Genomic DNA, 22,127 nt, shown 5'->3' on the forward strand with positions numbered 1-22,127 from the left:
CTAAATGCTCCTTTTTTTGGTGTAAAAAAAGGCGCCCCGAAGGACGCCCAAAACCAAAATTAAAGGTCTTCTATTGATTAATGGACAATCTCTGGCCCCATGATGCTGTATGGCAACATAGTAGAAAGCGCAGGGATGTAAGTAACCAAGACTAAGAACACCATCAACACGAGCACGAACGGCATTGCAGCCTTAACGACTCGTGCTAAGCTCATTCCGGTGATACCTGAGGTCACAAATAGGTTTAAACCAATAGGCGGCGTGATCATACCGATTTCCATGTTAACCACCATGATGATACCAAGATGGATAGGGTCAACGCCCAGTTTCATCGCGATTGGGAAAACCACAGGCGCAACGATCACCAATAAGCCGGATGGCTCCATAAATTGACCGCCAATCAATAACAAGATGTTGACTGCGATCAAGAAGGTAAACCAGTTAAAGCCGACGCCTAGCATCCATTCTGTGATCATCTGAGGAATACGCTCAGAAGACAAAGTATGAGCAAACAACAGGGCGTTGGCGATGATGAACATCAGCATAATGGTGGTCTTGGTGCCTTCCAACATGACCTTGCGGGACTCTTCACCAAATAGTGCAGGGAAGAAGCCGCGTAGCATAAGAGACAAGTTACGTCCCCAGATAGGCAAGCCGGCTGACAAACATACGAGGATAGACTGCTCTAGTTTTGCAGAGCGTTTGTAAACGTAGAATATGGCTAAGGCCACCGACATAATCGCTCCCCAAAGGGCACGGTCACCACCGGTGATGGTGTCGCTGCCAGCGAGAGCGAAGAACGACATAATTTCCCAAACAAGGAAAAACGACACGCCATAAACCGTACCGTTGAAACCAACACGGGCATGAGCGGCGTCGTTATCATTGGTCCACGTTTGGCCTTTCAATGGCCCCATATCGCGGTAAACGAACAGCGCGACAAAGATGGAATATACGGCGGCGACCACGGCGGCTTCTGTTGGCGTAAAGACACCACCATAAATACCACCCATGATGATAACCACAAGGAACAAGCCCCAGCCCGCTTCTTTACCGCCACGAACAAGATGGCCAAAGCCTTTCCATTCTTCAGCAGGAAGGTTCTTAATGCGCGCCACAACGTAAATGGCCAGCATCAACATACCGCCTGCTAGCAAGCCTGGAATAACACCGGCCAAGAACATACGTCCAACAGACACATCCGTGGCCGCTGCGTACACCACCATAACGATAGACGGTGGGATCAAGATGCCTAACGTACCGGCATTGGCAATGATGCCAGAGGCGAATTCTTTTGAATAACCAACTTGCTGCATACCAACGATCGCGATACTACCAATAGCGACAACCGTTGCCGGTGATGAACCAGACAAGGCTGCGAACATCATGCACGCCAATACAGACGCCATGGCTAAACCACCACGGAAGTGACCAACGCTGGCAATGGCGAAGTTGATCAAGCGCTTTGCCACACCACCGGTCGACATGTAAGACGAGGCGAGAATGAAAAACGGGATGGCCAACAAAGTATAATGTTGACCCGCCCCAAACAGGGAAATCGCAACCGATGACAAAGAGTCATGGGAGAAAAACGTAATAAACAGGATGGACGATAAGCCCAACGAAATACCAACTGGAATACCGATAAACAGCATCGCTAGTACAAAGGCAAATAAAATAATGGCTTCCACAATAAGCTCCTAACCGGCTAGTCTTTTAAGGCGTCTTTGTGTTCTTTGACCAGATCTTGTGCTTCATGGCCACTGATCAACATGTCACGTTTACCACGTGCTATATCAATGAAGGCCTGCAAAGAGCGGAGAGAGAGCATTGCTAAACTGATTGGCAGAATGACCAGTACTAACCAGCGCTGAACGCGCGGACGTAAATCAAACGCTTCTTGCATGAAGAGCGGATAACGAAGCTCTTCGCTGCCGATGCCAATTTTGTACATTTTTGACCAATATTCGATGGCCCCGCCGCGGGTGTCTATGCCCAATAACGCCAACCAAGTGGAATCAAGAAGAATCAAGCCATACATGATGGCGGCGAAAGCGCCGAATAGGGAAAGGGCTTTGGATACCTTTTTAGGAACCGCATTGAGGACAATGTCGACACCAAGGTGAATGCCTGTTTTGATACCATAACTCATACCAAGAAGGATCAGCCAAGAGAAGGCGATGGTATTGAATTCTAGCGCGGCGTCCCAGCCTGTATTGAAACCGTATCGTGCAATAACCTGACCAAATGACACCACCATAATCGAGGAAATGACAATGATCATCAGGTTTTCTTCTGCACGCTCCATGACTCTGGGGAAGCATTTTTCTAATGCCCAAAGCACGAGGACGAAAATCAATAAATAAATATGTGGCCAGTATGCCATTAGTGTCTCCTGAACAAATATAAGAGCGGCGCCAGTCGGTAACGAAAAGAGGGGCGTATTCTCAAAAGAGGGTAAAAGAAAGCCTGTTACCTAGCTGGCAAAAGCTGGCCTAATTAGGCCAGCTCATTGCTGGGTACTAAACGATAAATTACGCGCCTGCGGCGGCGTTAATAACGTCTTTACCGATGTCACCTTCAAACTTTTTCCAAACAGGTTTCATGGTATCAACCCAAGTTTGACGCTGTTCTGCTGTCAAAGTATTGATCTTACCGCCTGCTTTTAGAATGTTGGCACGGTTTGCCGCTTCTTTGGCTTTAACCGATTCGTTCGCTTCTTGAGTCACTGTGTCGGCAATGGCTAGGAATTGCTCGCGGTCAGCCGCTGAAAGGCTGTCTAGAAAGTCTTTAGACGTCATGAACAAGTAAGCCAATAATTGGTGGTTTGTTTCAGTGATGCTGTCTTGAACTTCGTAGAATTTTTTCGTGTAGATGTTAGACCAGGTGTTTTCCTGACCATCTACTACGCCGGTTTGCAAGGCACCGTATACTTCAGAAAACGCCATGGCTTGTGGTGATGCGCCCATGGCAGAAATCATGGATTTTGCTACGTCGGACGTTTGTACACGGAATTTTAGGCCTTCCGCATCGCTTGGTAAGATCAGTTTTTTGTTGGCAGAGAAGTATTTCATGCCAGACATCCAATAACCTAAACCAACGAAACCTGCGTTGTCTTCCATTGCCATCAACAAGTCTTTACCTTCTTCCGTTTTGGTAAAGCGGATCGCGTGGTCCATGTCTTTAAAGATGAAAGGTAGGTCGAAAACGCCGTATTTTGGAGAGTAAGAACCAAATTTAGACAAAGACGGTGCAAGCAACTGAACATCCCCTAATAGTAGGGCTTCAAGCTCTTTTGAATCACCAAATAGCGTCGAGTTTGGGTATACAACGACACACAACTTGCCGTTCATTTCTTTGTTTACGCGATCTGCGAAGTTATTGGCCGCCACGACTTTAGGGTGGGTTGTACCGCCAGTTACGTGGCTGAATTTGACAATACGTTCGCCTGCATCACAAGCGGAAGATGAATCTGCAAAAGCACTTCCTGCGGAAAAGGTAAGCGCAAGAGTAGTTAGGGCTAAGCTGAGTTTTTTCATTGTTATTGGACTCCAAAACTGAGTAATTATTATTGTTGCTCGTTTAATCTTTGTTAAACGGATAACAAGGTTAATAAATAACGTTGCAGCATTAGTTATTACACATTTTGTGCCAATTCTTTATTAATTTAATTAAGCTTTTGATTTGTATATAAAAATAGCATGATTATTTTTTGTGAAGTTAATTTAAACCGAGCAGATAGTGTTGTTTTGGGTGGAATTCCGCCCAAACTTTTTTTGTTAATGGGTGAAAAGTCACACATTTAATCAAATCGAGACCACACGGCCTTTTTACATCGATAATAAAGCGTCAACGACGGACTTTAAGTGTTTTTCTACTTGTTTCTTGGTGTTTAATTGGAAGGCGGAAAAGTCGACTTTATTCGCTGGTTGGCGGATTAGCGCATTAAGCAGCGAGTAATCTGGGTGCGTTACGGTCAGCTGCTGGCGGCTGATTTTACTTTGCACTAGGCGAGTGAGTTGCGCTCGTATGGTGAGGTAAGGGCGGTGGTGATGCACAAATAAGAGAAGGTCTTTTTTATCTTTGTCGGAAATAGTGTCGCAGACAGGCGGGTTTTCACCCCTAGACTCGTTAAACCTTGTGGTTATGAGGGGCGTATTTTCCACAAGCGGCATTGCCAGTTTATCGGCTAAATGAGCATCAATGTCTGAATAATCGCGTGGCAAGTTAATGGCGAGATTGGCTAAATAAGAATGATGCCAGTGCGCTGTCCGCTGGCGAGCCTTGTCTGTGAGCGGTTTTACCATCATCAGGGAATAGCAGCCGCTGGCCTGATCTTTCGTGGTGCCTAAGCGCACGGGCACAAACGCATTTTTTTGCCAAAAAGCCACCACATCGGCTGTTGCAGCAAAACTCGTGCACAGAAAATCACACGCTTCGTGTGCGTTTTTTTGTTTCGCGATTGCTTCAATGTGGTTAAGCAGCTCGCTGGCCATGCCTTTGTTTTGCTGGTTTGTTTGGGTGGCAATACGGCTGATACGCCAGTAACGGTATTGGCCTGCGTCTTCTATGCCTTCATGGGCCAACAAGGATTGCGGTATTAAATGCCCACGAGGACGTCGCGTCCCTTGCAGCACCGCGCTACTGAGTTCATCTGGTAAAGGACCTTCTTCGGTGACAATGGCCACGCTATGAAGATGATCGCCTTGCATCGATAAATACGTTGAGACAGAAGGGTCATCTAATACCCAGCGTAGGTTATCAGGCGAGGTTTGATAATGTGCACTGACCAAGAGTTGAAAGGTTTGTGATAAGGCGGCTGTTTGGGTTAACCATTCGGCTCCCTTGATAACAGAGTATTCGAGAACAGCGTCATCGTGCTTGGCGACAGACTGTGGGTTTTTTGTGTTTTGCTCTGGGGCTAAGAAGAAACAATCATTCATCCAATTTTCCAGTGGGTCATTTTCCCCCCACCGAATAGGGCGACGCAAAGTCAGTCGTTCCAGCGGTAATAAACAGCCATCAGATTGTGCTTCCAAATAACGGCAGAAGCGTATGCCAAAGCCTTTTCCTGCGCCTTCATAGCCATAATCTGTGGTGCTAAAAAGACAGTGCTTGGCTTTTTTATTGAGCGCCATCAGCATCGGAAGAGGAATACTTGACGCCTCATCGACCAACAATAGATCCCAATGAGTGTCACTGGAGAGCAACGCGTCAGGCGCAAAGAAAGGGAACTCCGCGGTGACTGCTGAGTGTTGTAATTGCTCGTCAAAGCGCTTTTTGAGAGTCGTAATGGCGGTTTGATTGGCGGCGGTCAAAGCGACTTTTTTCCCTGCTTGCAGCATTTTGGCAAGACTATCACCGAGCAGTGTGGATTTCCCACGTCCGCGTGGAGCGATTAGAACATAGGACTTTGCTTTTAGGCTCAGTAAACAAGCTTGTGCCGCGGTTTGCTCTTGAGTTAACGGGGCGTTTTCATTAAGGCGATCCAAGGCTGGCAAAGGTGTTTGTTGGTGAGAGTGACCCTGACTGGATAAGGCAATAAAAGGGGATGAATTATTTTCCAGACGTGCCAGTAAAAAACGCTTGAAGCTGGAGTCTATCTGCTCGCTTTGATAAGGCCATGGCAAATAACGGGGCAGGTCTTGGTCGACAACAGACAACCAATCTTCTTCAGGTAAGGCGATGGCGAAGATACCATTGCCGCGCACTGTACCTGCCAAAATAGCGAGCGCACTGGCGGATACTCCATGGGTTAAATCCACCAAGATGGCATCGTGGCTGCTGCCCAGCTCTTGTCGTGCTTGTTTGAAGGAACAGGTTCGAAACGCTGTGTTCTGTGACGGTGCAAGTTGTTGATATGGTTCAACATCATGGGCACAAATAAGCGGTGTGGTTAAGTGCTCACAAAGGCGTAAAAAGCCTGACAACACCTCAGGAGTAGATCCTTTAAATAAAAAACAATGGCGGTGGTTGTCGGCTGAATACATAAAATCTCCTCATGGTCAGCGTATGATACTGTGACCATGAGGCATAGCCAACTTAAGCTTATTTAAGCGTGAAGGCGTCTAGATCTTTTTGTAGAGATTTCGCCAGTTCTCGAATGTGCTGGCTGTGTCCTTGAGAGACATCCGATTGTTGCAATGTGGCGATGGCTGCCTCTTGCAGGGACTCTGAATTCTGACGAATTTGAGTGGCCGCGACACTTTGCTCCTCGGTGGCCGCTGCCACATTCGTAATGCCCGTTGCGACGGTCTGAGTGGATTTGAAGATTTGATCTAACACCTCTCCTGCGTACATGGTCTGCTTGACGCTATTGTCCACTTGTTCACGGCCTTTGTTCATTTCATTCACCGCTGATCGACTGTTTGATTGCAGGGTATCGATGACCTTGCGAATTTCTTCAGTCGATTGCTGAGTGCGTTGTGCAAGCACACGAACTTCGTCGGCGACGACAGCAAAACCACGTCCATGCTCCCCAGCGCGAGCGGCTTCAATGGCGGCGTTTAGCGCCAATAAGTTTGTTTGCTCGGCGATTTCATTAATCACAGTCGCAACGGCTCCGATGTTGTTGGAGCTGGCTTCGACACTGGCAATGGTTTCAGAAGCTTGGCTAAAAGCGAACGACAATTTACTAACGGTTTCTTCAACTCGTTTCACTGCTTCATGGCCGCTTTCCGTGGAGACTTGCACCGCAACGGATTCGCTCGACACCTCGGTGGCGCTTTGGGCGACTTCTTCAATGGAGGCGGAAATTTGCGTGATTGCTGACGCCACTTGAATGCTGGCATCTTTGCTGTTGTTCGCGCTTTCTTTTAAATCTAAGTTGGCGTTTGAGATGGCTTGTGTGGAGGCGAGCAACTCATTGCTAGACATTAATACCTTATTGATCAGGCTAATAAGGCTATCCCGCATGCGTATCGTGTCGTTCTGTAATAAGTCAACTTCATTGCGACTGTTGTGATCTTTATTGCTGGAAAACTCAAACGCCAAATTTCCTTGCCCTAGCTGATTCAAGCCATAAGAAATGTCTTTCAGAGGTTTTAATGCGCGGCGAATGAAAATCCATAAAATGCAGGCTAAAAAGAGTGACGCAAATGCACAAAGTAAGCTAATTCCCAATAACACAGCGTTTACTTCTTCCTTGTACTCATCATCGTAAGATTTCAAAGCAACGACCCAATCCCAGCCAGGCACTTTTTTGAAGACAATTTTAGATGGGCGCAATGTGTCGTCTTGCCCCGGTATTCTTAGCGCATAACGGGTGATGCCTTTATCGTGTTGATACATTTTATCTAAGGCACTATTTATACTCGGGTACATTTCTATCAGGCTTTTGCCAACCATCTCTTTATTTGGATGAACGAGAAGAGTGCCTTTATGTTCGCCGCTATTGGTAACGTAAACATAACCACTTTTGCCGAATTTAATGTTATTGAGAGACTGAGAAATGGGCGCAAGAACGCTGGCGTAAGGAATCAAAAGCTCATAATAAAGATCAGATGAGCCGCTGACCTTTGCGTATCGAGCAAAGTAGTTTTGTTTATTAATGCCTATTTTACCGGCAAACACGCGACCTTGCTGAATCGCTTTATAAGCAAGGGATAAACGAGGAATCTCGCTGCCAATGGCGGGTTCGCCTCCAATCTCATCCAGTGAGCTGGTTAAACGAATAAGCTTGCCACCTTGATTAATGATTAATCCAATTTGCAGCTCAATACTGCTGGCGAAATGGCTAATAAAGCGATTTTTACCATTGAGTATTTGGTCGTTCAGGGACAAGGTTGGAACCTGATAACCCTTCATGTTTATGGTGTTGCTCTTATCTACTTTGAGATCGTCGAGCGCTAAGTTAAGTAACTCTCCATCGCGCAGCGTGCGGCGACTTAACTGTTCGTACTTATCGTGTAATTGATTAGAAATCAGTGCGACTTCTTTTTCTTGATGACTGGTGACTATTTTATTGATTTGCTCACTAAAGAGCATTCTCATCAACAGAATGAGCAACAAAAAAATAATCACAACGGCCGATAAGGCACTTAAACCGAGCTGCTGCGGTAGCGGCGATTTTTTTAAATAAGACAACATGCTTTATTCCTTAATAGAGAAGCGAGCGTACGTTTAAACATTTAAAGGGGGAAACGCTAAAAACCACTAGGCATAGCTTGGCTGGACGCTTTATGGGCAATTAAAAGCGTCTCTTTGAGGCAATGAGTGATTCTTTAAAATTCTGGTGTTTTTATTATTGTGAGGCGATCTATAAAAATAATTTATAGGTTATTGATTAAATTTTCAATTTTTTAACGAATTCTTTAATAAAAACGGGCGGATGATAGTTTTTTTAGCGGGCCACGGTAAGCACCTAATAAGCGGTTTCATATTATCTACGAAAAGCCGGATGATTAAGGAGAAACTCAGGGGGAAAGAAGGCTTTCTAAGGAAAAAATGCCCAGAGACAAAGGTCTGTGGGCATTATGTGACTGCTTGGGTTTACGCTTTAGCTAAACGCAGATTACGCGATAACAAATAAATCCATAAAGCGATTCACAGGGGTTTGTTCTAACTTAGTTTGGTCTTTGCAAAGGGTGAAGATGTTTTGGCACTGACGGCTTGGAAAACGTGTTGCCAAGTTGTTTTTAAACTTCTGCTCTAAGAGCGGAATGCCTTCTTCACGACGACGGCGATGGCCCACTGGGTATTCGACAACCACTTCGTCTGTGCTGCTGCCGTCCTTGAAGAACACTTGGATCGCGTTGGCGATGGAGCGTTTGTCCGCTTCTAAGTATTCTGCGGTGAAGCGTTTGTCTTCAACAATCTCCATTTTCTCGCGCAGTTCATCAATAATAGGGTTCGCTGCGTGGAAGTCGTCTTCGTAATGCTCGGCAATTAAGTTACCAAAAGCCAATGGCACCGCTGCCATGTATTGCAAGCAATGGTCGCGGTCGGCGGCATTGGCTAATGGGCCTGATTTCGAGATGATACGAATCGCAGATTCATGAGTACGAATGACGATTTTGTCGATCTCAGCCAAACGGTCTTTGACTTGAGGGTGCAGAGTCACGGCGGCTTCAGCGGCCGTTTGAGCGTGGAATTCTGCCGGGAAAGAAATCTTAAACAAGATGTTTTCCATCACATAGGTGCCGTAGTCTTGGGAGAAAGAGAATTGACGCTCTGCTTCTGGCTTGATCGCTTGGTCTTTGTTTGTTTTCGTAAAAGACACATCATAGAAGCCCCATTGTGGCGCGGTTAGCACACTTGGTACGCCCATTTCACCACGCATCGACATGTCCGCTAGGCGTACTGCGCGCGAGGTAGCGTCGCCCGCTGCCCAAGATTTACGAGAACCGGCATTTGGTGCATGGCGATAAGTACGCAGCGCCGAACCATCGACCCAAGCTTGAGAAATGGCCGCCATGATTTGCTCACGGTCGCCGCCCATCATTTTAGTGACAACGGCTACAGAAGCGACTCTGACCAGTAATACGTGACACAAACCCACGCGGTTAAAGGAGTTTTCAAGCGCGATAACGCCTTGGATTTCATGGGCCATGACCATGGCTTCTAGTACTTCACGCATGGTTAGCGGCGCTTCACCATTCGATAGACGAACTTGAGACAAGTGATCGGCTACTGCCAAAATGCCGCCTAGGTTGTCCGAAGGATGTCCCCATTCTGCCGCCAACCAAGTGTCGTTGTAATCAAGCCAGCGAATAATACAACCGATATCCCAAGCGGCTTTAACAGGGTCAAGGGATAGCGAGGTACCAGGAACACGCGCGCCATTTGGCACCACTGTGCCTTGTACGATGGGCCCTAAATGCTTAGTACATTCAGGGAAACGTAGGGCAAGCAAGCCACAGCCTAGGGTATCCATCAAGCAATTACGAGCGGTGTCGAGCGCTTCTTGGTTGGTGACTTTATAATCAATCACATAGTCAGCGATGTCTTGGATGACTTGATCATAATCAGGGCGGTTATTTACATCTACGTTGGCGCTCATGTTCTTTCCTTTAAAATAGAAGAGAGTTATTTTTGTTATCAATAGGGTTCTGAAATAGCCTGTCTAAATACCATTGAAGATAGGCTTATGGCCGATCGTCTATGGCGATCCATTTTGCATGGTCTGGGCCGGTATAATCTGCGCTAGGGCGAATGATCCGGTTGTTCGCTCGCTGCTCCATGACATGGGCAGCCCATCCAGTGATGCGAGAGCAGACAAAAATGGGCGTGAACAACTGGGTTGGAATACCCATAAAGCGATAAGCACTAGCGTGGAAGAAGTCGGCGTTACAGAAGAGCTTTTTCTCCCGCCACATCACAGCTTCACAGCGCTCTGAAACGGCGTATAAGTGATCATCGCCGGTTTCTTCGCTGAGCTTTTTAGACCATTTTTTGATGATGTCATTACGCGGATCGCGCTCGCTATAAATGGCATGACCAAAGCCCATGACTTTTTCTTTATTGGCGAGTTTTTCCAGGAGGGCAGCTTCGGCTTCATCGGCGGATTGCCAAGGCTCGATCATCTCCATTGCGGCTTCGTTTGCACCGCCATGCAGTGGGCCACGTAAGCTGCCAATGGCACCGGTTACACAAGAGTGCATGTCCGATAAAGTGGAAGCGCAGACACGAGCGGTAAAGGTAGAAGCATTGAATTCATGCTCGGCATACAGAATCAAAGAAACGTTCATGACCTTGGTGTGTAATTCGCTCGGTTCTTGGTCGTGGAGCATGGTCAAAAAATGCCCAGCCAAAGACGGCACGTGACTATTCTGGGTGTCGATGCGCACGCCATCATGGGTAAAGCGATACCAATAAACAACCATGGCAGGTAAGGTGGCGATCAGACGGTCTGCAGCGGCCAATTGGCCTGAAAAGGCGTGCTGTTCAGAACTTAGCTCTGGCTCAAGGTTGCCTAAAAAGGAGCAGCCAGTGCGCATGACATCCATAGGATGCGCGTCTTTTGGTATTAGCTCCAAAGCGGCTTTTAGTGCTTCTGGCAGACTGCGCAGCTGCATCAGTTTGTGCTCGTAATCTTGCAGCTGAATCCGATTTGGCAAGGCGCCATAGAGTAATAGATACGCCACTTCTTCAAAGCTTGCATGGTCGGCTAATACATCGATGTCATAGCCTCGATAGGTTAACCCTGCGGCGGCTTTACCGACGGTACAAAGCGCTGTTTCGCCTGCACTTTGACCGCGTAGCCCGGCACCAGAAAGTACTTTAGCCATGTCGTCTCTCCTTTATTATTGTTCGCTGAGAAATCATTAGATTAAGTGTGCTTTATGTATTTTAGAGATTGATCAACGCCTTATTTTTGCGTCTTTTGCTCTGAGAAAAGCGCGTCTAGCTTGTCTTCGTAATCATGGTAGTTCAAAAAATCGTAGAGTTCGTTGCGCGTTTGCATCGTCTCGACGGTTGCACGTTGGTGGCCGTCGTTTAGTAGATGTTGATAGACGTTTAAGGCGGCTTTATTCATGGCCCTGAATGCACTCAATGGGTAAAGCACTAGGTCAACGCCTGCGCCGGCCAGCTCTTCTTTACTAAACAGTGGGGTTGCGCCAAATTCGGTGATATTGGCCAGTACTGGCACTTTTACCGCCGCGACGAATTCTTTGTACTGATCTAAGGTGATCATGGCTTCTGGGAAGATCATATCGGCGCCGGCTTCTACACACGCAATGGCGCGTTCAATCGCGGATTCCATACCTTCTACCGCCAAGGCATCAGTGCGTGCCATGATGACAAAATCGTCGTCATTACGAGCGTCGACACAGGCTTTGACACGATCGACCATTTCACTTTGGCTAACGATGGCCTTGTTTGGGCGATGACCACAGCGTTTCTGCTGAACTTGGTCTTCAATGTGGACGGCAGCGGCGCCCGCTTTTTCCATTTGTTGAACGGTTCTGGCAATGTTAAACGCGCCACCGAAGCCGGTATCGATATCAACCAACAAGGGCAAGTTAGACGCGGAAGTAATACGGCGTACGTCTTCTAGCACGTCGTGTAAATCTGTCATGCCTAAGTCAGGCAAACCATAAGAAGCATTGGCGACACCACCACCCGATAGGTAAATAGCATGGTGTCCGGTTTGTTCGGCCATCATGGCGCAATAGGCGTTGATGGTACCAACGACTTGCAGTGGTGATTGTGTTTGTACCGCTTTTCTAAAGCGGGCACCGGCTGAAAGATTAGTCATGATTTAGCTCTCTTTTTGTTGTTCTAATAAATGGGGGTCGACTTATTGTGAGGCGAGGGCGCTGTGCTCCATCGCTTGCTTCAACAAATGACTTGCCCGACTGATATGACGACGCATCAGCAACTCGGCGAGGTCGCCTTCGTGATTGGCAATGGCGTCTAGGATCGCTCTGTGTTCACGTAATGCCTGGCGCGGATCGCTGCGTTGGTCGGCCGTATGACGGCGATACATGCGAATCACTGCGTACAATTCTTCGGTCAGCAGACGCACTAACTTGGCGTTGCCGCTGGCGTGGATGATGCGCAAATGAAAGTCATCATTACCGCCTTGCTGAACATAATGTTCATCTTGGTTGTCATCGAGATAGGCTTGGTGTTTATCAAGCAAGGTATACAGACGATTGACTTCGGTAAGCGGCATGGATGCCGCCGCGAGTCTAGCGGCCATGCCTTCTAGAGCTTCACGCATGCTAAAGGTGTCTAGCATGTCTTGGATATTCAGTTGGATAACACGAGCGCCCACATTGGCGGTGCGGGTCACTAGACCAAGCCCTTCTAATTTGACGATGGCTTCTCTAAGAGGCCCTCTAGAGACGCCATATTGTTTGGCGAGCTCAGGCTCGGAGATTTTACTGCCCTGTGGAATTTCACCTTGTACGATCGCATTACTAAGTTGCTGCGCAATATCTTCAGATAAGGTGGCAGATTTGATGGAAACAAGGTTATTCATAAAGGGGTAAATCACTCTATTGTCGACAATGTGTTTCTTTATAGCCTTGATTTAGGCGTATATCAAGCATGATTGTCGACAATTTAAGGTTTGATTTTGTATTTTTGATGACAAATATAGATTTTATTATTGAAGGATTATCCGACAACGCCTTGTTTAATAATCGTTTTTTACGGTTTATTGCTGAGAAAAGTGTGGCAAAGAGGAAAAAACTGCTAGAGTCGAGGAAATGTCTCAAATCGCGTTTTTATGCAATGTGTCGACAATGCTTGAAAAGCATCGCTGTATTGATAACTGAACAGGTGAGGAAATCCATGAAAAAAGTTAAGAACGAAGCCGCACTGAGTAAAAAAGCCATTCAAGTTGGCGAAAACTATGCTTTAAAGCGAGGCTATGATGGTTTTTCTGCCACTATGTCAGCGAACGAGAAAACAGAAGCCATTTACCGTTTATTGGTTTTGGATAAATTGATTGTGGGGCTACCTGCGGATAAAGAAGATTTGCCAAGCATGAAACATAAACTGGCCTTGTGGATTCAAAAGCTACTGCCTAAAGACGATCCACTGCTTAAGTAATAAGCCACTCTTGCTGTTTGTTACCCAGTGACAGTGACGACAAAGTGACCACTTTTAGTCGATAGGAAGCTGGGTGACATTCTTGACTTCACGCATTGTGAAATGGCTTTGTGCTTCTTGGATATGCGGTAACTGTAATAACTTGCTGCGTAGAAAGGTTTCATAACTGCCAATGTTTTTTGCGACCACTCGCAAGCTGTAATCCATCGACCCTGAAATCGTCCAGCATTCCACCACTTCTGAAAAGTCGACAATAGATTGTTCGAACTCATCCAGCATCTTTCTGCCATGGGAAGACAGCTTTATGTTCACTAACACCACAATATCTAACCCCACTTTATGACGATTCAAAATCGCTTGAGTAGATTGAATGTAGCCCTCTTGTTCCAGGCGATTGATTCGTCGCCAACAAGGAGATTGTGATAAACCAACATGATCGGCTACTTGAGTCGCGGTTAAGGTCGCGTCTTTCTGCAGTAGGTTGAGTATTTTGCGGTCAGTCTGATCCAGATCATCCATAGGGAGCTCGTTGTTGATGGTTAGCATGTCTTCTGCTTTTCTATGCAGCGTTTTACCATTCAATAGGCTTATTGTTCCAGTCTAAATACGCGGCTTGTTGGTCTACGGGCGCACTCTCTAGTACCGATAAAACCCTTTCAGCGACAAATTCAGGGGTAAACAGTTTGTCTTTGGGCACATTATTTTGAAAGGGTTTTGACAGGGGCGTGTCTGTTGTACCTGGGTGAAAGGCGATGAGTTTTACGTTCGGGGCGCGTCTTGCGTATTCAATGGCACTGGTTTGTATCAGCATATTTAAGGCGGCTTTAGACGCGCGATAGCTGTACCAGCCGCCAATTTTATTGTCTGCGATACTGCCGATTCGAGCGCTGAACACCGCGACTTTTACCGCGTTTTCGCTTTTTAGTAATGGCAAAAGACGACTGATCCAAAGCATCGGAATAATGCTATTAGAGTGGTAAAGGCGAGCTAATTGATCGGCGCTAATGTCTTCGAGTTTTTTCTCGGGCATGCGTGAGGAGGCCGACTCGTCGTTGGCCTCATTGTGTAATACGCCATTGCAAATGAGCACTCTGCTAAAAGTGCCAGCATAAGGTTTTAAGGTGTGGCAGATGGTGTCGATGGAGTCGTCACTGTAATCGCATAATAGAGACGTGACTTTGTTTGCGAAAAGGTTAGCTGGGGTACGACTGACCGTGAAAACCCGTTGGCAGTCAGGGTCTTGTGCGAATAGCGCTGCGGCAGCTTGGGCTATGGTACTGCTCGCGCCAATGATAAGGGCATTGAAAGGCATAGCATTGTCCTCAATCGTTCTGTCTGAATAAACCTCAAAATGAGTGATGCTGCAGTGATAAATGTCCGTTTCTTAGCCTGATTTCTTAGCGTTAACCTAATGGTGCAAGGCGCCTTATTTGATGGCATTTGGGCTAATGCTAAAGAGCGTTTTATTAATAATGTGGAAAGAGCACTAAAATATGCAAAACGCAAACAATAGTGATGAGCACAAAACGTGTTCTAGAGTGGCCATCGCTGTGTGCGAAAAGCAGTTTCAGGCAACGGATTTCTAGCCAAAAAGTTGAAATAAAGCCGAGTAACAAAACGACGACAGCAAGAGTCGGGACTCCCATTAGCAAGGTTCCCCATGCCAACAGTGAGATAAGATGGCTAAACAGCATCACGCGACGACTATAAGTGCGCTGAGGATTTTCTATAACTTGCCCAAAAACCACGCCATTAAAGAAGCTCAAAATAATCGCACCGTAACTGGCAAATAATTGAACGCCAGAGTAACCCATTAAACTTGTGCCTGTTATGGCGAAGAGCGTCCATATTGCAAACGGGAGCACGCCAAAGAGGCCAAAAAGAACAATAGGGAAAATGGAGGTTGAGCGCATAGAAAATCCTGATCTCGGCTTCAAATGTGTAATTAATACGAATTATCTTACAAAATGAATGCAAAAACACCCTAAAAAGTTCAAAAAAAGAATGTTTTTGTACTTGCATCCTCCGCTATTTGTGAATTAACGATAAGCGTCCTAGCTAAATGAGAAATACTGTCATTCCCCAGCTGAAAAGCGATTTTATTTTCCCGAGTAATCGCCATTGAGGGAAATTCGGGCACAGAGTACAATGCCTAGTTATAACTTTCTTTGATATGCGCTCTTAGTTATGTCGAGCGTCTTTTCTATTAACGAATTTGCTTAAGGTGTGTTTAGAAATGCCAGCTAAAACAATGGATGAACTCGTTTCCCTGTGTAAACGTCGCGGATTTATTTTCCAAGGCAGTGAAATCTACGGTGGTATGCAAGGCGCTTACGATTACGGTCCGTTAGGTATTGAGTTGAAAAACAACCTAAAAGCGGCTTGGTGGCGTTCGATGGTTTACGAACGTGACGACGTAGAAGGTTTGGATGCCGCCATCATCCAAAATAAAAACGTCTATAAATATTCTGGTCACGAAGATACCTTCACTGACCCAATGGTCGATTGCCACGAATGTAAATCTCGTATGCGTGCCGACCACATGAAAGACATTAAAGTGTGTGATAACTGTGGTTCTACGAACGTAACAGAGCCTCGTGACTTTAATCTAATGTTTAAAACCAATGTCGGTCCAATGGTAAACGAAGAGTCTTACACTTACCTTCGTCCAGAAACCGCACAGGGTATTTTTACTAACTTTAAAAACGTGGTTGATTCAACTTCTCGCGCTTTGCCTTTTGGTATTGCTCAGATCGGTAAATCTTTCCGTAACGAGATCACGCCACGTAACTTTATTTTCCGTGTTCGTGAATTCGAACAGATGGAATTAGAGTTTTTCTGCAAACCTGGTGAAGACGAAAAATGGCATGAGTTCTGGGTCGGCGCTCGTAAGCAGTGGTGGTTGGATCAAGGCCTAGCCGCAGAAAATATTGAATTTGAATACGTAACGGGTGATGACCTAGCGCATTACTCAAAATCGACTGTGGATATCTTGTACCGTTTTCCACACGGTTTTGAAGAGTTAGAAGGTGTTGCTAACCGTACTGATTACGATCTAGGTTCTCATACCAAAGCACAAGAAGAGTTTGGTCTTTCTGCGAAAGTGAAAAAGAACGAACACTCTACTGCGAAATTGGCGATTCGTGATCTAGAAGCGAACAAGTGGGAAGTGCCTTTCTGTATCGAACCTTCTGCTGGTCTTGACCGTGGTTTGCTTGCGGTAATGACAGAAGCTTATACAGAAGAAGAGCTGCCAAACGGTTCGACTCGTACGGTTCTTAAATTTAAGCCTCATCTAGCGCCGATCAAAGTCGCTATCATGCCGCTTAAGAAGAACAAGCCAGAGATCGTTGCGCTAGCGAAAGAATTGAAAAACAAGCTTCAAAAACTGGGCTTGGGTCGTATTCTTTATGAAAACACAGGTAACGTAGGTAAAGGCTACCGTCGTCATGACGAAGTCGGAACACCAATCTGTGTCACCGTCGATTTCGATTCTATCGAAAAAGAAGGCGCACCAGTGACCGTTCGTGACCGTGACACCATGGAGCAAATCGTAGTAAACGCAGTGGACCTTCCTGCTTACGTGATCAACTACTTTATCAACCAAGACTAATCTCTTGATGCTCTAAAGTCGTCAGATTAAAAAGCCGTTATCATGACAACATGATAACGGCTTTTTTGTTTTTGAGGATTAAAGAAGTTTGGAGAAGATTACAGCACCATGGCCGCTATCCAAGCAAAGATCACCATACCAAAGTTGGCGTGCATAAAGGTAGGGATAACGGAGTCACGCACATGGTCGTGCTGACCATCGGCATTGAGTCCTGAGGTTGCGCCAAGTGTAATGGTTGAGGCTGGAGAGCCGGCGTCGCCTAATGCTGCAGAAGCACCTAATAATGCAACCGCCGCCATTGGCGAAAACCCTAATGTGAGGGCAAGAGGAATATAAATAGGCGCTAAAATAGGCACGCTGGCAAAGGAATCCCCAAAGCCAATGGTAATAAATAAGCCAACAATTAACATGATGGCCGCCGCTAGGGCTTTGTTGTCACCAATGATTTCAGCAGACGCTTGAACTAACGGTTTAATTTCTCCTGTCGCATCTAGGACACCTGCAAAACCAGACGCAATGGTGATGATAACGGCAATTTGCACCATCATTCTCATGCCTTCGGTAAACACATCATCCTGTTGGTCCCAACGGAATATGCCAGAAAGAGACAGAATCATAAAACCAATCATGGCACCAACAAGCAGTGAATCAAACAGGATCTGGATGGCTAAGGTTGCCGCAATGGCGATCAGGGTCATGATCAGCTGAAACGGTTTAAGTACAGTGTCTTTGGTTTTATCCAAATGCTGTTGTGCAATCTCGCTAACTTGGTAATCGCGAGGCTTGCGATAAGTAAAGAAAACCGCAACCAACATCCCAGCTAAAATCCCCATAACAGGAAGAAACATGGCTTTTGGTACCATGCTTGCCGTAACAGAGAGGCCATAAGCGGAGCCAACGTCATTGACGTTGGCGAGCAAAATTTCATTCAGGAAGATGGCACCAAAGCCAGTCGGCAACAATAGATAGCTGGCGCTGATAGAGCAGGCCAAAACACAGGCTACAGCACGACGGTCAATGCGCAATTTATTAAACACCACCAAGAGAGGTGGAATCATCACAGGAATAAACGCAATGTGCACAGGCACAGCGTTTTGCGACAAAATGGAAGACACCATAAAGATCAAATAGAGTAGCCATTTGACTTTCTTTTGCTCTTTTACGCTTTCGTTACCCAGCAAACTGACCATTTTTCTGGCCAATAAATCCAGAATGCCGCTGCGAGCTAGTGCCACCGCTAACGCGCCTACCATGATGTATGTCATACCGACTTGCGAGCCAATTAATAAATTATCATTGATGGCGGCAATGGCTTCATGGGTAGACAAACCGCTGTGTAAGGCACCGACTAAGGCCGACGCGATGAGTGCGATGGTCACAGGTACTCTGACGATACACAGAAAGATCATCAGACCTATCGCGAGTACCACAGAGTTAATTGGCAAACTATCAGGGTTAAGAATACCGACGCCTAAAATAGCGCTTAATACACAGGCGATACTGATGACCCGATACGGTGGTGTATTGGACGAGGTTGTAACGTTATTGTTCATCGTGTTCACTTTTATCTGTTTGAAGGGAGTGAGAATAGAGAGCATAGGATGACATCGAGTCATTCCTATTAAGACGAATCTATTCACGGCAGAAAATGAGCCGAACTAATCTAGTTTTTAATCCACCTTCTGTAAATGGTCTTGCTCTATTAATGGGTAATAAAGGTGACTTTTTCTCTGGGTAGGAAGGGTGAATCACGCCAGAAAGGCAGAGGGGATTTGAAAATGCTTGTGTCTAATAGAAAAAAACCGTTACTAGGAAATAGTAACGGTTTTTGATGATTTTCTATTCGTGCTGTTTAGGCTTGCTAGATTAGAAGGTCATTCTGATTTTTGCGTTATAGCGGCGGCCGTCTAACACTTCTTCATAAGTATCGTAGTCCACTTCTTTGTCCAGTATGTTGTAGATTCCGGCATAAACCGTCACATCTTTGGTCAAAGCGTAGCTCATACCAGTGTCGACGAAAGTATAAGAAGGGATGCCTTTAGAAATACTAGTACGTTCTAGGCCATCGCTTGATTTGCCACGGTAGTTAACTCGTGCCCAAGATTTCATCTTGTCACTCATGACCCAGTTCGTTGTTGCATTGATCATGTGTTTAGGCAAACGGTTAAGTGGTTCACCTGCATATGCGCCTGTTTTCTGCTCGGACTCTGTGTAAGTGTAGTTACCCGTGAAGGAGACATCTTTTGTAATGTGCGTGTTCAGGGTTAACTCAACCCCTTGCATAACAACGCGGTCGACATTGTACCTCTGGCTTAGGTAGGTATAGCTACTATCTCCGTCGTATGTACAGGATGCATCCCCTGCACCGGTATCACAAATACGTTCTTCGGTGATTTTGTCTTTATAGTCGGTGCGATAAATCGTCCCGCTGATTTGCGTGCCTTTATGGTTGTTCCAATAAAGCCCCGCTTCGCCACTGACGCTTTTTTCTGGGTCTAGGTCTGAGTTGCCAAGTATTAGTGCGTTTCCGGTTCTACCGCCTGTGGCTTGTGCCCAGCCGTCTGTACCTTGGCGCAAATCAGGTGAGCGGTAACCTGTGCTCACGCCACCTTTAAGTGTCCAATTTGGAGTGAAATTCCAGTTGGCGTACAGGCGTGGTGAGAAGTTATCCCCGTAGTTTTCATCCTTGTTGTAGCGTAGCCCCGAAGTTAAAGAAAGGTCATCGGTCAGGAAGTATTCATCTTCCACAAACAGCGCCGCTTGCCAGCGGGTTAACTGATCAACACCATTACTTGAGCCGTTGCCAGAGTCATCAAGCTTTTCATATTGGTATTGGCCACCAAGGGTCAAAATATGGCTATCAAAGGAGATGGTCGTTTGGTTGTTTAAAACGGTGTCCTCGTAGTACATATCTCGACTTGGGTTATCGATCTTCTCATTGGTGATGTAGGTCTGAGCACTGGTATCACCAACAGTAATATTGTGGGTGACGGCGTAGTGATCGCGGGTGTATTTAGTATTAGAGGTAGAGGTAGACGATTTGCCTTCCGTTGTATCTCTATCTTGGGTTTCCTTGCCCGCTTCAAAGACGATGTCTTGATCGTCAGAAAGTTTCCAAGTGACCTTGGCGGTACCATTGTTAATGTCTTGGTCAGCATAGCCATTGGTAATGTCATCTTCATCACGCTGAGAAACTTGACCGTAAAATTGCAGCCCCAATTTATCTTTGATCAAGGGGCCATTTACCATAATGTCGGCTTGGCGGCTGTCGCCTGATTTGTTGTTGTCTTGAATTGTGGTGCTGGCGGAAATTTCGCCGCCCCATTTATCCTGAACCTTTTTGGTGATGATGTTGATAACGCCACCGAGTGCGTCTGAACCATAAAGAGAAGACATAGGGCCACGTACCACTTCGATATGATCGATAGCAGACAATGGCGGTGTCCAGCCTTGTTCGATACCTGAGTTATCGCTGTTAGGTCGCGTTTCACGTGAACCTTGGCGTTTACCATCCACCAAAATCAGGGTGTATTTACCACTCATGCCTCGCATAGAGATGTCTCGGCTGGAACCACCGCCCGTGACCATCACTCCCGGTACGTCTTGCAGTGCATCGGTCACATCTTTATAAGGTTTGCTTTCTAGTTCTTCTTGGGTCACCACGGTAATCGACGCTGGCGCGTCTGTAATTTGTTGCTCATGCCCAGATGCCGTGACTACTAGCTGATCTAAGGTTTTTGCCACATCGGTATTATCTAATGCGGTGTTATCTGCTGCCAATAGAATAGGCGAGTAGCTTGCTGCGCTAATGAAAGCGGCGACTAGTGTACGTTTAAAATGGCGTGGTGAAGAGGTCATTTTGAGCATTATCTCCTTATATATTTGAGAACTTTTGGGTATGATGTGAATCATTAAAAATAGTAGTGAGAATGTTTATCATTTGCATTTTCTTACATATTTGATGCGATGTGTTGACACGCTCTGTTTCAATTTCTGCAACATTGCTAAATAATGAATTTATATGACGGATTTTTTCTTATTTTCCGGAGAGGCTCTAGGACCGAAGTATGTATGATTTGAACGAAGTAAAGACGTTTGTATCAGTAATGGGAACCGGTAACTTAAAAGAGAGTGCGCTTGAACTTGGGGTGTCTAAATCGACATTAAGTCGTCGCATCAATCATCTTGAAACCGTGCTCAACCAGCCATTATTGCGTCGTCAAGCGAATCGATTAATTGCCAATGAAGCGGGCCTTCAATTTTTACCCTTTGCCCGGAAAATGCTTGAAATAGCCGATGAAGGACTGAAAGCGGTTGAAGATTTAAAAGGAGAGGTCACCGGTAAGCTGACAGTCTATGTGCATAATGTGCTGATAAGAGGCTGGTTCTCAAGTCGAATGTTTGAATTCTTGGATCAACATCCAGGCGTCAACATGGAAGTGAAAACCGGTAATAACCTTGTACAAGGTTTATCAGGAAATGACGTTAGCATTTGGGTGGGTCAGCCAGCAGACGAAGGTCTAAAAGCAGAGAAAATAGGCGAATTATCACAAGGTGTATACGCCAGCCCTCAATATCTGGAAGAAACGACTCATATACAGCACCCGAGTGAGCTTCATCATTACGCGTGGGTGGATATGATTAAAAATGACGAAGGTTCTATTTGCCTAGAGAATGATGTCGATGGGAAGGTGTGTTTTGAGGTGCCCGAAAGTCGTTTAATCGTGGATCAGTTCACGCTTCACGCAGACGCGATTGTGAGAGGCAATGGAGTGGGGATTCTGCCGAATTATTTGGTCGACATGCGAGCTAAGCATCATGCTGATTCCTTGGTGAATTGTTTACCAGATTGGCGTGCTGATCCTATGCCCGTCTACATCCAGTACCCATATGGGCATTTGCCGAAAAAGCTACAAGTACTGATCAACTATTTAAAAGAAGAGAGCCGACATTTTTATTGAGTGCTTGGAGATAGTACTGACTCTGGGCACCATTGAGATGCCCAGAGTAA

At 46.0% G+C, this 22,127-nt stretch carries 17 protein-coding genes; 3 read left to right on the forward strand and 14 right to left on the reverse strand.

Annotated features, from left to right (window positions below; all coding sequences use genetic code 11):
• Nucleotides 1–77 precede the first annotated feature (77 nt).
• The 9 genes from ACIGBN_RS00935 to ACIGBN_RS00975 form a co-directional block, all read right to left on the reverse strand.
• Nucleotides 78–1,691, reverse strand: a complete 1,614-nt coding sequence (locus tag ACIGBN_RS00935) for a TRAP transporter large permease (protein ID WP_133001903.1) — start codon at nucleotides 1,689–1,691, stop codon at nucleotides 78–80.
• 17 nt (nucleotides 1,692–1,708) lie between these two features.
• The gene (locus ACIGBN_RS00940; RefSeq protein WP_133001902.1) at nucleotides 1,709–2,386 is read right to left on the reverse strand and encodes a TRAP transporter small permease; all 678 of its coding nucleotides are present in this window, start codon (nucleotides 2,384–2,386) and stop codon (nucleotides 1,709–1,711) included.
• A gap of 148 nt (nucleotides 2,387–2,534) precedes the next feature.
• A complete protein-coding gene (locus ACIGBN_RS00945) occupies nucleotides 2,535–3,539 on the reverse strand; it encodes a TRAP transporter substrate-binding protein (RefSeq protein WP_133001901.1) in 1,005 nt (334 codons plus the stop codon).
• A gap of 291 nt (nucleotides 3,540–3,830) precedes the next feature.
• On the reverse strand, nucleotides 3,831–5,990 hold the full coding sequence (locus ACIGBN_RS00950) for a tRNA(Met) cytidine acetyltransferase TmcA (RefSeq protein ID WP_396663144.1): 2,160 nt from the start codon (nucleotides 5,988–5,990) through the stop codon (nucleotides 3,831–3,833).
• A 58-nt stretch (nucleotides 5,991–6,048) separates the two neighbouring features.
• A complete protein-coding gene (locus ACIGBN_RS00955) occupies nucleotides 6,049–8,088 on the reverse strand; it encodes a methyl-accepting chemotaxis protein (RefSeq protein ID WP_396663146.1) in 2,040 nt (679 codons plus the stop codon).
• Nucleotides 8,089–8,512: 424 nt separating this feature from the next.
• Nucleotides 8,513–10,000 (reverse strand): 2-methylcitrate dehydratase, encoded by a 1,488-nt coding sequence (gene prpD / locus ACIGBN_RS00960; RefSeq protein ID WP_396663148.1) that lies wholly within the window; start codon nucleotides 9,998–10,000, stop codon nucleotides 8,513–8,515.
• A gap of 85 nt (nucleotides 10,001–10,085) precedes the next feature.
• Nucleotides 10,086–11,228 (reverse strand): 2-methylcitrate synthase, encoded by a 1,143-nt coding sequence (prpC, locus tag ACIGBN_RS00965; RefSeq protein WP_396663150.1) that lies wholly within the window; start codon nucleotides 11,226–11,228, stop codon nucleotides 10,086–10,088.
• 80 nt (nucleotides 11,229–11,308) lie between these two features.
• On the reverse strand, nucleotides 11,309–12,199 hold the full coding sequence (prpB, locus tag ACIGBN_RS00970) for a methylisocitrate lyase (protein WP_133001896.1): 891 nt from the start codon (nucleotides 12,197–12,199) through the stop codon (nucleotides 11,309–11,311).
• Nucleotides 12,200–12,241: 42 nt separating this feature from the next.
• A complete protein-coding gene (locus tag ACIGBN_RS00975; protein ID WP_396663152.1) occupies nucleotides 12,242–12,928 on the reverse strand; it encodes a GntR family transcriptional regulator in 687 nt (228 codons plus the stop codon).
• A gap of 314 nt (nucleotides 12,929–13,242) precedes the next feature.
• On the opposite strand from ACIGBN_RS00975, the gene ACIGBN_RS00980 reads away from it, so the two are divergent.
• On the forward strand, nucleotides 13,243–13,503 hold the full coding sequence (locus tag ACIGBN_RS00980) for a DUF5062 family protein (RefSeq protein WP_133001894.1): 261 nt from the start codon (nucleotides 13,243–13,245) through the stop codon (nucleotides 13,501–13,503).
• Between the two features lie 54 nt (nucleotides 13,504–13,557).
• Here the strand turns inward: ACIGBN_RS00980 and ACIGBN_RS00985 are convergent, their stop codons facing one another.
• The 3 genes from ACIGBN_RS00985 to ACIGBN_RS00995 form a co-directional block, all read right to left on the reverse strand.
• Nucleotides 13,558–14,085, reverse strand: a complete 528-nt coding sequence (locus tag ACIGBN_RS00985; RefSeq protein ID WP_243711914.1) for an Lrp/AsnC family transcriptional regulator — start codon at nucleotides 14,083–14,085, stop codon at nucleotides 13,558–13,560.
• Complete coding sequence (locus ACIGBN_RS00990) at nucleotides 14,075–14,815, reverse strand: SDR family NAD(P)-dependent oxidoreductase (RefSeq protein ID WP_396663155.1); 741 nt, start codon at nucleotides 14,813–14,815, stop codon at nucleotides 14,075–14,077. Before ACIGBN_RS00990 ends, ACIGBN_RS00985 begins: the two co-directional genes overlap by 11 nt.
• A 154-nt stretch (nucleotides 14,816–14,969) precedes the next feature.
• Nucleotides 14,970–15,416 (reverse strand): DUF3429 domain-containing protein, encoded by a 447-nt coding sequence (locus tag ACIGBN_RS00995; RefSeq protein WP_133001892.1) that lies wholly within the window; start codon nucleotides 15,414–15,416, stop codon nucleotides 14,970–14,972.
• A 323-nt stretch (nucleotides 15,417–15,739) separates the two neighbouring features.
• On the opposite strand from ACIGBN_RS00995, the gene ACIGBN_RS01000 reads away from it, so the two are divergent.
• Entirely contained in the window at nucleotides 15,740–17,116 is a 1,377-nt protein-coding gene (locus ACIGBN_RS01000; RefSeq protein WP_396663157.1) for a glycine--tRNA ligase, read from the forward strand.
• Nucleotides 17,117–17,214: 98 nt separating this feature from the next.
• Here the strand turns inward: ACIGBN_RS01000 and ACIGBN_RS01005 are convergent, their stop codons facing one another.
• Nucleotides 17,215–18,555, reverse strand: a complete 1,341-nt coding sequence (locus ACIGBN_RS01005) for a Na+/H+ antiporter family protein (RefSeq protein WP_396663589.1) — start codon at nucleotides 18,553–18,555, stop codon at nucleotides 17,215–17,217.
• Between the two features lie 427 nt (nucleotides 18,556–18,982).
• Nucleotides 18,983–20,974, reverse strand: a complete 1,992-nt coding sequence (locus tag ACIGBN_RS01010) for a ligand-gated channel protein (RefSeq protein WP_396663159.1) — start codon at nucleotides 20,972–20,974, stop codon at nucleotides 18,983–18,985.
• A gap of 209 nt (nucleotides 20,975–21,183) precedes the next feature.
• Here ACIGBN_RS01010 and ACIGBN_RS01015 point away from each other — a divergent pair, with 209 nt between their 5' ends.
• Nucleotides 21,184–22,077, forward strand: a complete 894-nt coding sequence (locus ACIGBN_RS01015) for a LysR family transcriptional regulator (protein ID WP_396663161.1) — start codon at nucleotides 21,184–21,186, stop codon at nucleotides 22,075–22,077.
• The last annotated feature ends 50 nt before the right edge of the window (nucleotides 22,078–22,127 follow it).

Origin of the sequence: Marinomonas sp. NPDC078689 (genome assembly GCF_044542435.1) — a bacterium.
Classification (GTDB): Bacteria; Pseudomonadota; Gammaproteobacteria; order Pseudomonadales; family Marinomonadaceae; genus Marinomonas; species Marinomonas arenicola.

Excerpts from the sequence above, each read along its gene's own strand:
- ACIGBN_RS00940 (WP_133001902.1), bottom strand. The coding sequence starts at position 2,386 with ATGGCATACTGGCCACATATTTATTTATTGATTTTCGTCCTCGTGCTT.
- ACIGBN_RS00945 (WP_133001901.1), bottom strand. The coding sequence starts at position 3,539 with ATGAAAAAACTCAGCTTAGCCCTAACTACTCTTGCGCTTACCTTTTCC.
- ACIGBN_RS00950 (WP_396663144.1), bottom strand. The coding sequence starts at position 5,990 with ATGTATTCAGCCGACAACCACCGCCATTGTTTTTTATTTAAAGGATCT.
- ACIGBN_RS00955 (WP_396663146.1), bottom strand. The coding sequence starts at position 8,088 with ATGTTGTCTTATTTAAAAAAATCGCCGCTACCGCAGCAGCTCGGTTTA.
- prpD (WP_396663148.1), bottom strand. The coding sequence starts at position 10,000 with ATGAGCGCCAACGTAGATGTAAATAACCGCCCTGATTATGATCAAGTC.
- prpC (WP_396663150.1), bottom strand. The coding sequence starts at position 11,228 with ATGGCTAAAGTACTTTCTGGTGCCGGGCTACGCGGTCAAAGTGCAGGC.
- prpB (WP_133001896.1), bottom strand. The coding sequence starts at position 12,199 with ATGACTAATCTTTCAGCCGGTGCCCGCTTTAGAAAAGCGGTACAAACA.
- ACIGBN_RS00975 (WP_396663152.1), bottom strand. The coding sequence starts at position 12,928 with ATGAATAACCTTGTTTCCATCAAATCTGCCACCTTATCTGAAGATATT.
- ACIGBN_RS00980 (WP_133001894.1), top strand. The coding sequence starts at position 13,243 with ATGAAAAAAGTTAAGAACGAAGCCGCACTGAGTAAAAAAGCCATTCAA.
- ACIGBN_RS00990 (WP_396663155.1), bottom strand. The coding sequence starts at position 14,815 with ATGCCTTTCAATGCCCTTATCATTGGCGCGAGCAGTACCATAGCCCAA.
- ACIGBN_RS00995 (WP_133001892.1), bottom strand. The coding sequence starts at position 15,416 with ATGCGCTCAACCTCCATTTTCCCTATTGTTCTTTTTGGCCTCTTTGGC.
- ACIGBN_RS01000 (WP_396663157.1), top strand. The coding sequence starts at position 15,740 with ATGCCAGCTAAAACAATGGATGAACTCGTTTCCCTGTGTAAACGTCGC.
- ACIGBN_RS01010 (WP_396663159.1), bottom strand. The coding sequence starts at position 20,974 with ATGACCTCTTCACCACGCCATTTTAAACGTACACTAGTCGCCGCTTTC.
- ACIGBN_RS01015 (WP_396663161.1), top strand. The coding sequence starts at position 21,184 with ATGTATGATTTGAACGAAGTAAAGACGTTTGTATCAGTAATGGGAACC.